We start from the raw sequence: 13,553 nt of genomic DNA, 5'->3' as shown, positions 1-13,553 counted from the left end.
CTCACCCCTTTCCGTCGAACCAGAAGCCGTCGGGCCGGTACAGCCCGAAATGCGCGCCGGGGTCGTAGTTGAACAGACCCTCCTCCGGCACGTTGCGCAGGGTGCGGCGCGCCACCACCGGCTGCGGCACCCCGGCCACCGTGCCGATGGTGAAGACCTGCTCGGCGTTGAGCGTGAGGATGCGCGTCCAGGCCGCCGCCCGCCCCGCCTCGTCCGGGGCGTCGCGCCACGCGCGGAAGGCCTCCAGCAGGTCGCGCGCCTCGGGCATGTCGGGGCGCTCGCCGTCCTTGCCCATGGTCTGGAAGAACTGTCCCCATTTCGGCCATTGGTACTTGGCCTGATCGACCGGCACCAATTCGGCGGGACTCATCTCCGCGGTGGCGATGGCGTTGTCCAGCCCGCGCGCGATGGACATGCAGGTGTCGCCGGCGAAGATGCGGTTGCGGAACACGTCGAGCTGCGAGGAGCGGATGTAGAGTCGCGCCCCGACGCGCCGCCAGCCGTCGGCGATCAGCTCCAGCGCGTCGGTCTCCTCCGTGCTTTCCCCGGCGGTCTCCACCACGATCTCCAGCGGGCGGCCGTCGGGCAGCAGGCGGACGCCGTTGACGTCGCGTTCGGTCAGGCCGATCTCGTCGAGCAGCCGGTTGGCCTGCTTCACGTCGAACTGCGCCCAGCGGTCGCGGTAGGCCGGCGTCCAGAGCGGCGAGACCTCCAGCACCGTGTTGTTGGTGGGAATGGCGAGGCCGTAATAGATGACCTGATTCATCTCCTCGCGGTCGATGGCCAGCGACAGGGCGCGGCGGTAGCGCACGTCGCGGTTCAGCGCGCGCCACACCGGGTCGTTGCAGTTCAGGTTGGGGAACAGCGCCATCTGCGCCCCGATGCCGGTGCGCCACAGCGTGACCCGTTGGTCGTTGCGCTTCGCCCCCTGCTTCAGGAAGGTGTAGTTGTCGAACCGCAGGTAGCGCGCCTGCAGGTCGCTCTCGCCCGCCCCCGTCTTGGCCGGGATGATCTTGGCGTCGGCCACCGTCATGATGACCCGGTCGATGTAGGGCAACTGCCGCCCCGCCGGGTCGACCCGATGGAAATAGGGGTTCCTTACGAAGATGAAACGTTCCGCGGGCGGAGCGGTCGTCGGCACCCAGGGCTGCAGGGTCGGCAGGTCCGGGTTGTCGAACTCGGTCAGATTGTCCTTGCGGTTGTGAAGCTGCTGCCAGCTTTTCTGCCGCTCCGCCTCCACCCGCTGCTTCAGCTCCAGCGGCTCGGTGAAGCGCGGGTGGAAGCGCCGCAGGTAATGGGCCGGGGCGTAGATCTCCACCGGCTTGGCCCCGGCCAGCATGGGCAGGAAGAAGGGGTTGGGGCGTGACCATGTGTAGCGCACCGCGGCGGCGTCCAGCACCTCGAACTTGGGCGCCTCCCCGGCCACCATCATCTCCGGCGGCGGTCCGCCGGGGGAGCGCTTGGCGTTGTTGGCCATGTCCTCCCACCAGTAGCGGAAGTCCTCCGCCGTGAAGGGATGGCCGTCCGACCAGCGGTGGCCACGGCGCAGCGTGAAGGTGAAGATCCGCCCTTCCTCGACGTCCACCCGCTCCAGGATGTCGGGAACGATGCGCAGGTTCGGGGTCAGCGCGACCAGCCGGGCGTAGCTGTAGACGTAGATCAGCCGGGTGTCCTTGGTCCGCGCCATCAGCAGGCGCAGGTCGCCGCCATGGCGCCCCGGCGACTGCCACGCGCGGTCCATCGGCTCGACCAGCGGGGTGAGCGGCAGCCGTTTCTCCACCGGCGGCAGCGACCCGGCGCCGACCGCGTTCTCCAGCATCGGCGTCTCGACCGCGTCGAAGGCGCTGAGCCCGAGGAAGGCCAATGCCAGAAGGGCACGTCGCCGCCATCCTCCCTCTCCCCTCTGGGGAGAGGGTCGGGGTGAGGGGGTTGCCCGTGGCGCGGCGTCCGGCAAAAGCGCAACCCCCTCACCCTTCCCTCTCCCCAGAGGGGAGAGGGTATTGAACGTCGCATCGGGAACGGTCCACATCATCACGCCACCTCCCGCACGCGGATGGCGGCGTCGGCGCGCACGCAATGGCCGCCGCCGAGATCGACCAGATGGGGCTGGTGGTCGTCGTCGATGGTGAAGGGAGCCGGCCAGCGCGCGGGGTCGGAGGCGCGGCCCTCCTCCAGGTCGGTCAGCGACAGCGGGCGGCTGGGGTCCGGCTCCGGCACGGCGGTCAGCAGGGCGCGGGTGTAGGGGTGGACCGGGTTGCGGAACAGCGCCTCGCGCGGCGCCGACTCGACGATCCTCCCGCGGCACATCACCAGGATGCGGTCGGCCATGTAATCCACCACCGCCAGATTGTGGCTGACGAACAGGTAGGTCAGGCCGAGCCGCTCCTTCAAATCCTTCAGCAGGTTCAGCACCTGCGCCTGGATCGACACGTCGAGCGCCGACACCGGCTCGTCGAGCAGCAGAAGCTCGGGCCGCAGGGCCAGCGCGCGGGCGATGCCGATGCGCTGGCGCTGGCCGCCGGAGAAGCTGTGCGGGTAGCGGCGCAGATGCCGCGCGTCCAGCCCGACCAGCCCCATCAGCTCCTTCACCCGCGCGGCGCGCTCCGCCTCGTCGCCGATGCCGTGGATGACCAGCGGTTCGGCGATGATGTCGAAGACGGTCATCCGCGGGTTCAGCGAGCCGAAGGGGTCCTGGAAGACGAACTGCACCTTGCGGCGGAAGGCGGTCAGCGCGTCGCCCTGCAACCCCAGCACGTCGACGATCCGGCCATGGTCGTTGAAGCGGACGTCGCCGGCGTCCGGGGTCAGGGCGCGCATCAGGATCTTCGACAGGGTGGTCTTGCCGCAGCCCGACTCGCCGACCAACCCGACGCATTCGCCGCGCGCGATGGCGAAGCTGACATCGTCCACCGCCAGCGTGCCCGCCCCGGCCTTGGCGCCGAACCAGCCGGCCTTGCGCGCGCCGTAGCGCTTGCGCACCCCCTCCACCGCCAGCAGCGGCCCCGCCGCGTCGGCGCCGGCCGGCCAGGGCTGGTGGTCCTTCTCCAGCAGGCTGCCGCCTTCGGACGTGATGGAGCGGATCGGCACCAGCCGTTCGCCCGGCGCCATGTGGAAGCGCGGGACGGCGCGCAGCAGCGCCTTCAGGTAGGGGTGGCGGGGGTCGGCGAAGATGTCCTCGCGCGTGCCGGATTCCATGATCCGCCCGCGGTGCATCACCACCACCTCGTCGGCGAGGTTGGCGACCACCCCCAGGTCATGGGTGATGAGCAGCACGGCCATCCCGAGATCGCCCTGGAGGTCCTTGATCAGCTTCAGGATCTGCGCCTGGATGGTGACGTCCAGCGCGGTCGTCGGCTCGTCGGCGATCAGCAGGGCGGGGCGGCAGACCAGCGCCATGGCGATCATCGCGCGCTGGCGCAGGCCGCCCGACAGCTCGAACGGGTAGGTGTCCAGCGCCCGCTTCGGGTCGGGGAAGCGCACCCGGCGCAGCATGTCCTCGGCCTGGGCGCGGGCCTGCCGGGCGGTCACCCGCTGGTGCAGCCGCACCGCCTCGCCCACCTGGTCGCCCACCGTGTGCAGGGGCGACAGCGACGTCATCGGCTCCTGGAAGATGATCGAGATGCGGCCGCCGCGCAGCGCCCGCATTGCCGTGCCGTCGGCCTTCAGCGAAGCGATGTCGACGGGACCGGCGCCCTCGTTGACGATGCCGTCGTCGAACAGGATTTTCCCGTCCGCGATGGTGGCGTTGCGCGGCAGGATGCGCAGGATCGACTGCGCCGCCACCGACTTGCCCGATCCGGATTCGCCGACCAGGGCGACGGTGGACCCCGCCCGCACCCGGAAGGACACGCCGCGCACCGCATGGACCACGCCGCCCGGCACCTGGAAATCGACCTTCAGGTCCTCCACCCGGAGCAGCGTGCGGCTCATGGCGCCGGCCTCTTCTTGTTGGGGTCGTCCTCGCCAGTGTCTTCGGGCGGCTCGATGCCCAGCGCGATCAGATTGTCCACCGTCACCGGGGTCAGCGTCACGCCGTTGCGCCCGGCGGCCAGGGCGGCCCGCTCGATCACCGCGTCGAAGCCCTCCAGGTTGCTGTCGAAGCGGAGGGTCTTGCCGCCGCCGCTCAGCGCCGCCTGCATCCAGCCGTCGTCGCGCCCCCGCCTGGTCGCGTAGTAGCGCAGCTTCAGGCCGGACAGCGCGTCCCAGCGGATGGCGCCGCCCAACGGCCCGTCGGCCCGCAGGCCCTCGCCGTCCATGGTCAGGCGGGTCAGCTGGCGTTGCAAGGTGCGCGCCGCGAAGACCGCGAACAGCAGCGCGCAGGCCGCCAGCGGCACGGCGATCCACGGGATGACGGGCAGGAAGGCCAGCGGCAGCACCGTCAGCGCCAGTCCCGCCCCGGCCCGCGCGTAGTCGCCGGCCAGCGCCCCGGCGGGGTAGCGCATCTCCGCGACGGTCGGCGTCTCCCCAGTGGAGGGTCGGGCCATGGGCAGCTCGGCCATGTCTCAGCGAAGTCCTTCTGCGGCGAACAGGGTATCAGCGGGCAGCCAACGAGCCGCCGGGTGGCGTCGCGTCACGGTCAGGAAACGCGCGGTGAAGGCCCAGGTTTCACCGTCCATCGCCAAATGATGCGTCAGCAGGCCGGTCGCCTCCGCCGCGTCCACCGCGCCCAGCCGCCGGGCGCGCAGATGGGCGACCGCCATGCCCAGCGACTCCGTGTCGCCGAGGAAGCGCTTGCCGTCCTTCCACGCCACCGGGTCGATGTGTGTATTGACACACATCATGTTGACGGTTGACACACGTCGCGGCCCGAACACCGACAGGCCGGCGAAGCCCGCGCCGGGCAGGGCGGCCACCACGCCGGGCGCGACACGGTTCCAGGGCGGCACCAGGACGGGCAGGGCGCGCGGCCCGAACCGGCGCTCCAGCAGGCTCCGCCCCTCGGCCAGTTCCGCCAGCACGGTGGCGGTGGGGCGGTCCGCGCCAAGCTCCGCCTTCTTCGCGGGGGGAGCGGCGTGGTTGGCGTGCGACCAGCCGTGCTGGAGCACGGTGACGGTGGGGGCGGCATCGACGACGGGGGCGAGGGCGTCGGTGACCCCGGCGGGGATGACCGCCAGAGCCAGCGGCGCGCCGGTCTCGACGGACAGGGTGATCATCCGGTCGAGCGCGGGAGTCGGCTCGACGGCGTCGTCGTCGCGCCACCACAGGGTGGCGGTGCGCCCGGCGGTGGCCCAGGCGTCCAACTCGGCGTTCAGATCGTCCCAACCGGCGCGCGGCGGGCTGTCGGAAGGGGCAGTTGCGGTCATCGCCTGTTCTGTTCCCTCTCCCCTCCGGGGAGAGGGTTAGGGTGAGGGGGTTGCGCGTGTGCCGGACATACCGCCTTGCGCAACCCCCTCACCCTCCCCTCTCCCCAGAGGGGAAAGGGTTAGAAGGACAGCGAACACGGTGACTGTCAGCATGGCCCCCGCACCGGAAAAATCCAAGCGTCTTGATTGGTTTAGCGGCTGTTGCCTTGGCGGTAGGCCACCGCGTCCCGCAGCAGGCGGGCGGTGGTGGCGGCGCCGTCCAGGCGCAGGGGGAGGACGGGCGGCGGGGGCAGGGCGAGCGCCTTGGCCACGCCCGCGGCCAGGGTCTCCAGGGTCAGGGTGGCTTCGTCGACCACGGCCAGCCGGCCCCGCTCCTCCAGCAGGCGGGCGCGGGTGGCCTGCTCGGTCTCGCTGCCCGCGGCGAAGGGCACGACCACCGCCCGGCAGCCGGCCTGGAGCACGTCGAGCACGGTGTTGTAGCCGGCTTGGCTGATCGACAGGCGGCAACGGCGGAGCAGGGCGGGGAAGTCCGGCCGCGCCCGCTCCACGATGGTGCCCGGCGGGGCGTCGGCGACGAGCGCGCGGAACGCCGCCTCCGGCACGTCCGGTCCGGCCAGCAGGCGCCAGCGTGCGTCAAGTCCGGCGGGGGTTGACGCACGCACCGCCAGCGCCGCCCGCAGCAGCGGCAGGCCGACCGCCCCGCCGCCCACCGAAACGATCACCTCGCCGGTGCCGTCCATCGCTTCGGTGTCCACGGCTTGCTGGGCCGCGACGTAACCGGTGTAGCGGATGCGGTCGGCGATCCGCGCCGCGGCGGGGAAGGTCGCCGCGAAGGGGATCAGCTCCGGGTCGCCATGGACCAGCACATGGTCGAACAGCCGTTCCACCGTCGAAACGGTTTCCTCCAGCCGTTCCGGCTTGGCCTTGGTCACCAGGATGTCGCGCACCGAGCAGGCGGTGACCGCCCCGTCGGCCTTGGCGGTCTCCAGCAACGGCAGAAGCTCGAAGCGGAAGGCGCGCCGCCCGAAGGGGAAGGACTCGATCAGCAGCGCGTCGGGCCGGACCCGCTCGTGGGTTTCCAGAACCGCGGCGCGGCGCCGGGCGCGCCACGCGTCGTCGATGGGCCGGCCGTGCTCGTCCAGCAGGGTCTTGAAGCCGCTGTCGGCGGCGCGGGCGGGGGGAAGCTGGACGATCTCGGCCGCCGGGCCGTAATCGATCCCCGGCACCGGGTGCCCGCCGCGCAGCACCGTCACCGCCACGCCGGCCTCGGCCAGCCCGCGGGTGATCAGCGCGGCGCGGCGGTCGTGGCCGATGCCCAGCAGATGCTGGACGTGGAAGAGAACACGCATGGGATGTCGATCGCGGCGCGTCAGGTCGCCTGGGCGGCCAGGACCTCGCGCAGGCGCACCGTCGTCTGCTCCAGGCGGTGGGCCAGCGAGCGCATGATCTCCAGACCCATCTGCGGGAAGTCGGCGATCATCTGGAGGAAATGGTCCTTCGGCACGCACAGCGCCTCCAGGTCGGTGCTGGCGCGCACGGTGGCGGTGCGCGGCACGTCGCACAGGATGGCGATCTCGCCGACGATCTCGTTGGATCCCAGCGTGGCGACGGCCAGCGGCCCGCCGGGGCCGGCGATGACCACCTCGGCCTCCCCGCGCAGCAGGATGTAGGCGCAGGTCCCCATCTCGTCCTGCTCGAACAGGATGTCCCCCGACCGGAAGCTCAACCGCTCGCTGGTGAAAGCCAGAAGCTTGAGCTTGGAAGTGTCGATGTTGGCGAACAGGGGAATCCTGCGCAGGCAATTGACTTCTTCGGCGATGCTCATGCCGTCTGCCTCCTCAACGCCGCCGGCTTTATTCGGCGGCTATCAATTCATGCAACAACGTACCGGGCCTGTTCAACTCGTCGAAGCGTCCATGCTCGGCGATTCGACCGTCCTTCATCACAATGACTCGCTCGAACGCCCGTGCCAAGCCGGCACGCTGCAGAACCCACACAAGGCCACATCCTTTGCGTTCCCCGAGGATCGCGGAATGCACCTTGCTCTGGCTGCTGGTGTCCAGGCCGCTGGTCGCCTCGCTCAGCACCAGCAGGTCGGGGCGCTTCAGCAGGGCGCGGGCCAGCGCCGCCTTCTGGCGCTGTGCCGCGGACAGGCGCGACCCGGCCACCCCCACCGGATGGTCCAGCCCGACCTCCACGATGGTGTCGCGCAGGTGAAGCTGGTCGACCAGCTCCGCCACGATGCGGCCCACCTTGGATTGCACCTGCGCCTGCCCGTAGACCATCTTCCCGAACAGGATGTTGTCCTGGATGCTGGCCGCGGCGTTGTAGGCCTCCGGGTCGAAGAAGGCGACGGCGTGCTTCAGGTCCGCCGGCAAGTCGCTGGCGAAGAGGTGCCGCGCCTGCAGGAGCTTCTTCTCCAGGTCCGGGGTCATCAGGCCCAGACGGTGACGGGCGCCGATCAGCTTGAAGGGCAGCGTCATCAGCCGGGTCCGCTCCTCGGGCCGCAGCGCCTCCAGCCCTTCCTTCGCGGTGCGCGCCAGAATGGCCTGGTACTCCGGCAGCTCGGCGAAGCCGATGAAGGAGAAGCGCTCGAAGAACTCATGCCCGGGCGGCAGGCCGGCGAACAGCTCGACCATGGTCTCCGCCACCTTGTGGCCGGTCTCCAGGATGGTGTCGCTCAGCCCCACCTTGTCCAGCACATGCAGCATATAGGGATTGGAAGCCAGCGCGTCAGTCTGGAAGATCGGCCCGACCGGCGTTCCGAACAGCAGATTTTCCGCCAGCGTGGCGTTCACGGCGTAGCGGTCGGGGTCGAAGCGCTCCACCAGCCGCCCCAGCTCCGGGTTGTTCAGCATCATCGCGCGCATGGCGTCGCGCGCCTCCATCACGCGGGCGGCCACGTCGGGGCGGTGCTCCGGGTCGACGGTGCGGTTGAGGCCCATGCCGTACACGTCGTCCTGCAGCGAGACCATCGTCACCACGCGCAGGATGCGGGCCTTCAGATCCTCCGGCCCGTCGCAGCCGGCGGCGGCGTAGTCGATCCAGTCGGCGTGCACGTCGTCGGTGGCGTTGCCGGACAGCACCGACTCGGTCATCCGGCTCTTGCGCCGCTCCGCTTCCTCCTCGCTCTCGCCATTCTCGCGCAGCGGCCGGTGGCGCAGCCCGTAGACGAGGTTGTCGTAGAGCGAGGCGGAGAACAGGTAGGGGGTGGCGCCGACATAGGCGGCGCGGCGCCCGGTCACGCTCTCCGGCAGCTCCGCGTAATCATGCTCGCCCAGCCGGATCTGGCCCGACGAGGGCAGAAGCACGCGGGCGGCGAGCTGCGCCAACTCGTCCCGTCCCGAGCCGAGGCCGATCAGCGCGGTGTGGCCGTCCAGCGGGATGTCGCAGGTCACCCCCTCCAGGATGGGCGATCCGCCGTCCTCCCCGAACCCGACGTTGCGGAAGGACAGGCTGCCCGTGAAGGGGACGTCCTCCTCCTCCTGCAGCAGGCGTTCGGCCAGCAGGTCGGGGACGTGGAACTGCTCCACCACCTGCTCGTACTTGATCCGGTTGTCCTCCTTCTGCTGGTACCAGTCGAGGAGTTCCTTCCAAGGGGCTGCCAAGTCCTTGTAGGCGGCCAGCACCGCGACCAGCGCGCCGAAGGAGAGCTGGCCATGGATCACCAGGTAACCGCCGATCGCGTAGAAGAAGAACGGGGTGAGCTGGTTTATAAAATTGTTCAGGAATTTGACAAAAAACTTTCTTTGGTAAATCTCGAAGCGGATGCGGTACACGTCGCCCAGGCGGTGGCTGAGGTCGGCGAGGTGCCAGGACGCCGTGTTGTGGGTGTGCACCTCCTGGATGCCGGACACCGTCTCGCCGATGCGGTCGGCGATCTGGCGCATGGCACGTACGCGCTGTTTGCCAAGCTGATTGACCTTGCGCTGAAGCCGTGGGATGAGCCAGCCTTGAAACGGGTACAGCGACACCGCCGCTGCCCCCAGCACCGGGTCCTGGACGAAGATGAAGGCGATGTAGACCAGCAGGGTGCCGCCCTGGAACACCGGGATGGCGATGGCGTCCCCGATGAAGCCACCCAGCGGTTCCACCTCCGCCGTGATCATGGGGATGATCTCCCCGGACGACATCTTCCGGAAGCGGGGCAGGGGGAAGCGCAGGACGCGCACGTACAGCTCGTACCGCAGGCGGCGCAGCATCCGCTCGCCCAGCCGGCCCTTGTAGGTGTTTATGACATACTTGAACGCGCCGTTGACCAGCACCAAAGTCAGGAACAGTCCGCATAGGACGAACAGGTAAGTCACCTGATCGAGATGGAATCCGAGGAAGGACTCAGGCAGCTTCTTCCCGGCGATCGCCTCGTTGACGATCCGCTTCGGAAGGTCGAGCGAGGCGTAGAGGAAGGGGAAGGACGCCAGGGTCATCAGGGTCAGCACGATCTGCTGACGGACGCTGTGCCGAAGGATGAATCGGAAAATGCTGGATTCCATAGCGCCATTCTACGCAAGGGGACGCCGGTGCCGGGAGCAGGCAGACACCTTACCCCCTCTGCCGCTTGGCCGCTGAGGATATGGTGAGCCTGCACGCGGCCCACCGCCATCCCGGCGGCGGCACGGCGCACACCCGTTCATCGGCCAAGCCGCGGCCGGACACAAGAGGCCAATCGGGAGAGGTAGGAAGTCTATGAGCGAACGTCCGACCTCGGGCCGCGTGCTCATCTACAGCCATGACACGTTCGGCCTCGGCCATCTCCGCCGCTGCCGAGCCATCGCCCATGCGCTTGTGGAGCGCTACAGCAACCTGTCCGTGCTGATCCTGTCCGGCTCGCCCATCGTCGGCAGCTTCGACTTCCGCACGCGGGTGGACTTCGTGCGCATCCCCGGCGTCATCAAGCTGCGCAACGGCGAATACACGGCGCTGAACCTGCATCTGGACATCGACGAGATCCTGTCGATGCGGGCCTCGCTGATCCGCCACACCGCGGAGGTCTACCAGCCCGACCTGTTCATCGTCGACAAGGAGCCGCTCGGCCTGCGCGGCGAGGTGCGGGAGACGCTGGAGCTTCTGAAGGGCCGCGGCGTGCCGCTGGTGCTCGGCCTGCGCGATGTGATGGACGAGCCGGCCCTGCTCGCCCCGGAGTGGGAGCGCAAGAAGGTCCTGCCGGCGCTGGAAAACCTGTACGACGAGATCTGGGCCTACGGCCTGCCGCAGATCTGCGACCCGCTGGAGGGGATCGAGGTTCCGCAGTCGGTGCGCGACAAGATGGTCTACACCGGCTACCTGCACCGCACCGTGCCCCCGGCGCTCCCGCACGGCCCCGGCCTGCCGGACGAGCCCTACATCCTGGTCACCCCCGGCGGCGGCGGCGACGGCGAGGCGCTGGTCGACTGGGTGCTGCGCGCCTACGAGAGCGATCCCGGCATCCCCTACCGCGCGGTGCTGGTCTTCGGCCCCTTCATGCAGCCGGACCTCCAGGCCGAGTTCCTGGCGCGGGCGGACGCCCTGCCCAACGTCGAGGCCACCGCCTTCGAGGCGCGGATCGAGCGGCTGATGCAGGGGGCGGTCGGGGTGGTCGCCATGGGCGGCTACAACACCTTCTGCGAGATCCTGTCCTTCGACAAGAAGGCGCTGATCGTCCCGCGCGAGGTGCCGCGGCGCGAGCAGACCATCCGCGCCGCCCGTGCGCAGGAGCTGGGGCTGGTCTCCGTGCTGATGGACGACGGGGTGCGCGACGCCGCGGCGATGGCGGCGGCGCTGCGCCGGCTGCCCTGGCAGGCGCCGCCCTCCTCGGTGGTGGTGCCGGGCCTGCTCGGCGGGCTGGAGAGCGTCAACCGCCTGTCGGCCCGCTACCTGCCGGACTTGGCTTCGGACCCGGCCCCGGCACTGTCGCAGCCGCCGTGCGCGCCCGAGCACCAGATGGCTGCCGGGGACGCCGCGTGACCGTTGCCGTCATCGTCAAGGGCTGGCCCCGCCTGTCGGAGACCTTCATCGCGCAGGAGATTTTGGGGCTGGAGCGGCGCGGGTTGCGTCAACTCATCGTCAGCCTGCGTCAACCGACCGACAAGGCGGTGCACGAGCTGAACCGCCGCGTCACCGCCCCGGTGACCTATCTGCCCGAATATCTGCACGACGCGCCCGGCCGCGTGCTGCGCGCCCTGGCCGCGGCGCGGCGGCGTCCCGGCTGGCCGGCGGCGCGGGCCGCCTGGCTGGCCGACCTGCGGCGCGACCCCAGCCGCAACCGCGCGCGGCGCTTCGGCCAGGCCTGCGTGCTGGCGGCGGAGCTGCCGGCGGACGTCACCTGGCTGCACACCCATTTCCTGCACACCCCGGCCAGCGTCGCCCGCTACACAGCGCTGCTGACCGGCCTGCCCTGGAGCTTTTCCGCCCACGCCAAGGACATCTGGACCTCGCCGGACTGGGACCTGCGGGACAAGCTGGCCGAGGCGCGCTGGGGCGTCACCTGCACCGCGCTCGGCCTCGACCGCCTGCGCACGCTGGCGCCGCAACCGGACCGGGTGGAGCTGCTCTACCACGGGCTGGACTTCAGCCGCTTCCCCGCCCCGGCGGAGGCGCGCCCGGCGCGCGACGGGTCCGACCCGGCCGACCCGCTGCGGCTGCTGTCGGTCGGTCGGGCGGTGGAGAAGAAGGGCTTCGACCTGCTGCTCGACGCGCTGGCCCGCCTGCCCGCCGGGCTGCACTGGCGCTGGACCCACATCGGCGGCGGCGACCGGCTGCCCGCGCTGAAGGCGCAGGCGGCGGCGTTGGGTTTGGACGGGCGGATCGACTGGCAGGGGGCGAAGGCACAGGACGCGGTGATCGCCCAGTACCGCCGCGCCGACCTGTTCGTCCTGCCCTGCCGCACCGCGCGCGACGGCGACCGCGACGGGCTGCCCAACGTGCTGATGGAGGCGCAGAGCCAGGGGCTGGCCTGCCTGTCCACCCGCGCCGCCGCCGTGGCGGAGCTGATCGAGGATGGGGTCACCGGCACGCTGGTCGAGCCGGAGAACGCCGCCGCGCTGGCCGGCGCGCTCGAGTCGCTGCTCCGCGACCCGGCCCGCCGTGCGGCGCTGGCGGTGGCGGGGGCCGAGCGGGTGCGCCGCGACTTCGGCAGCGACTCGGGGATCGACCGGCTGCACGACCGCTTCACAACCGGAAATAGCAATCCTGCTCGTCTGTCCGTCGGAGGATGCTGTGCATTGCACGGCGGCTGATGACGGGATAGAGTGCGGCTTTGCTCCACCTTTGCGACGTCATGTCGAGTCTGTACGCCTCTTCCGAACTGGACACCCTTTCCTTTATCGACTTCGACGACGACAGCGACGCCGTGGCGACCAGCCACGAGCTGTCGCTGACGCGCAGCAAGCTGGGCAACATGCTCGACCTGCTGCCCGCCGGGCTGCTGATCCATCAGGAAATGGGCATCGTCTTCGCCAACCAGGAGGCCGCGCGCATCCTGGGCCAGAGCGGCGACGCCCTGGTCGGGCGCCATTTCCTGGACTTCGTCGAGGAATCGGGCATCGACGACCAGCGGGACGCCTTCCTGCGCTGCCTGCGCAAGCGCGAACTGGTGCGGTCGCAGGACGGGGTGATGGTGTCCACCGATGGGGAGCGGACCTGCGTCCAGGTCAGCATGTCGCCCCTGCCGTGGGACGGGCTGCCGGTCATCTACGTCCTGATCAACGACGTGACAGCGCTGAAGGAGTCGGAGGAACGGCTGCGCCGGCTCTCGATCACCGACCCGCTGACCGGCGTGTCCAACCGCCGCCACTTCGTCGAGGCGGCGGAGCAGGAGCTGACTCGCGCCCGCCGCCACGGCCGGCCGGTCACGCTGCTGATGCTCGACCTCGACCACTTCAAGAGCATCAACGACACCCACGGCCATGCGGTGGGGGACGAGGCGCTGCGGACCTTCACCGCCGCCGGACGCGCCCTGCTGCGGGAGAACGACCTGCTGGGCCGCACCGGCGGCGAGGAGTTCGCCATCCTGCTGCCGGACACCGACGTCGCCGGGGCGCGCATGGTGGCGGAGCGCATCCGCCGGCGCACGGCGGAGCTGGCGGTGCCATCGGGGGATCAGGCGGTGCGCTTCACCGTGTCGATCGGCGTGGCCTGCTGCGCGGCGGGGACTCGCGACGTCGACGCCATGCTGTCCAGCGCGGACGAGGCGCTGTACCGCGCCAAGGCCGCCGGGCGGAACCGGGTCGTCTGCGCACTGGAACCGACCCCCTTCTGAGCATTCTTCCCATC

The 13,553-nt window shown here is 70.3% G+C and carries 10 protein-coding genes; 3 read left to right on the top strand and 7 right to left on the bottom strand.

The genetic code is table 11. The features are described from left to right. Position 1: 1 nt before the first annotated feature. The 7 genes from FBZ83_RS11880 to FBZ83_RS11850 form a co-directional block, all read right to left on the bottom strand. The gene (locus tag FBZ83_RS11880; RefSeq protein ID WP_247888272.1) at positions 2 to 1,864 is read right to left on the bottom strand and encodes an ABC transporter substrate-binding protein; all 1,863 of its coding nucleotides are present in this window, start codon (positions 1,862 to 1,864) and stop codon (positions 2 to 4) included. 167 nt (positions 1,865 to 2,031) lie between these two features. After that, the gene (locus tag FBZ83_RS11875; protein ID WP_145682783.1) at positions 2,032 to 3,930 is read right to left on the bottom strand and encodes an ABC transporter ATP-binding protein; all 1,899 of its coding nucleotides are present in this window, start codon (positions 3,928 to 3,930) and stop codon (positions 2,032 to 2,034) included. Continuing rightward, the gene (locus FBZ83_RS11870; protein WP_145682781.1) at positions 3,927 to 4,499 is read right to left on the bottom strand and encodes a hypothetical protein; all 573 of its coding nucleotides are present in this window, start codon (positions 4,497 to 4,499) and stop codon (positions 3,927 to 3,929) included. The genes FBZ83_RS11875 and FBZ83_RS11870 overlap by 4 nt, the downstream gene beginning before the upstream one ends. Before the next feature lie 3 nt (positions 4,500 to 4,502). Continuing rightward, entirely contained in the window at positions 4,503 to 5,303 is an 801-nt protein-coding gene (locus tag FBZ83_RS11865) for a polysaccharide deacetylase family protein (RefSeq protein ID WP_145682779.1), read from the bottom strand. A gap of 191 nt (positions 5,304 to 5,494) precedes the next feature. Then, the gene (locus tag FBZ83_RS11860) at positions 5,495 to 6,652 is read right to left on the bottom strand and encodes a glycosyltransferase family protein (protein WP_145682775.1); all 1,158 of its coding nucleotides are present in this window, start codon (positions 6,650 to 6,652) and stop codon (positions 5,495 to 5,497) included. A 20-nt stretch (positions 6,653 to 6,672) separates the two neighbouring features. Next, the gene (locus FBZ83_RS11855) at positions 6,673 to 7,128 is read right to left on the bottom strand and encodes a cyclic nucleotide-binding domain-containing protein (RefSeq protein WP_145682773.1); all 456 of its coding nucleotides are present in this window, start codon (positions 7,126 to 7,128) and stop codon (positions 6,673 to 6,675) included. A gap of 28 nt (positions 7,129 to 7,156) precedes the next feature. After that, a complete protein-coding gene (locus FBZ83_RS11850) occupies positions 7,157 to 9,796 on the bottom strand; it encodes an ABC transporter ATP-binding protein (protein WP_145682768.1) in 2,640 nt (879 codons plus the stop codon). A gap of 193 nt (positions 9,797 to 9,989) precedes the next feature. On the opposite strand from FBZ83_RS11850, the gene FBZ83_RS11845 reads away from it, so the two are divergent. Genes FBZ83_RS11845 through FBZ83_RS11835 form a run of 3 tightly spaced genes read left to right on the top strand, consistent with a single transcriptional unit; the run spans position 9,990 to position 13,539 of the window. Beyond that, positions 9,990 to 11,246, top strand: coding sequence for a glycosyltransferase family protein (locus tag FBZ83_RS11845; RefSeq protein ID WP_145682760.1), 1,257 nt, complete (start codon positions 9,990 to 9,992; stop codon positions 11,244 to 11,246). After that, positions 11,243 to 12,517, top strand: a complete 1,275-nt coding sequence (locus FBZ83_RS11840) for a glycosyltransferase family 4 protein (protein ID WP_145682758.1) — start codon at positions 11,243 to 11,245, stop codon at positions 12,515 to 12,517. Before FBZ83_RS11845 ends, FBZ83_RS11840 begins: the two co-directional genes overlap by 4 nt. Positions 12,518 to 12,558: 41 nt before the next feature. After that, positions 12,559 to 13,539, top strand: coding sequence for a sensor domain-containing diguanylate cyclase (locus FBZ83_RS11835; protein WP_145682756.1), 981 nt, complete (start codon positions 12,559 to 12,561; stop codon positions 13,537 to 13,539). Positions 13,540 to 13,553: the final 14 nt, after the last annotated feature.

The organism is Azospirillum brasilense (genome assembly GCF_007827815.1).
Lineage (GTDB): Bacteria > Pseudomonadota > Alphaproteobacteria > Azospirillales > Azospirillaceae > Azospirillum > Azospirillum brasilense_C.
Note: the sequence above shows the minus strand (reverse complement) of the source record. Positions and strands in the feature narration are given on the sequence as shown.

Bases quoted from the DNA above. Each gene is read 5' to 3' on its own strand.
- FBZ83_RS11875 (WP_145682783.1), bottom strand. From the start codon at position 3,930: ATGAGCCGCACGCTGCTCCGGGTGGAGGACCTGAAGGTCGATTTCCAG.
- FBZ83_RS11870 (WP_145682781.1), bottom strand. From the start codon at position 4,499: ATGGCCGAGCTGCCCATGGCCCGACCCTCCACTGGGGAGACGCCGACC.
- FBZ83_RS11865 (WP_145682779.1), bottom strand. From the start codon at position 5,303: ATGACCGCAACTGCCCCTTCCGACAGCCCGCCGCGCGCCGGTTGGGAC.
- FBZ83_RS11860 (WP_145682775.1), bottom strand. From the start codon at position 6,652: ATGCGTGTTCTCTTCCACGTCCAGCATCTGCTGGGCATCGGCCACGAC.
- FBZ83_RS11855 (WP_145682773.1), bottom strand. From the start codon at position 7,128: ATGAGCATCGCCGAAGAAGTCAATTGCCTGCGCAGGATTCCCCTGTTC.
- FBZ83_RS11850 (WP_145682768.1), bottom strand. From the start codon at position 9,796: ATGGAATCCAGCATTTTCCGATTCATCCTTCGGCACAGCGTCCGTCAG.
- FBZ83_RS11845 (WP_145682760.1), top strand. From the start codon at position 9,990: ATGAGCGAACGTCCGACCTCGGGCCGCGTGCTCATCTACAGCCATGAC.
- FBZ83_RS11835 (WP_145682756.1), top strand. From the start codon at position 12,559: ATGTCGAGTCTGTACGCCTCTTCCGAACTGGACACCCTTTCCTTTATC.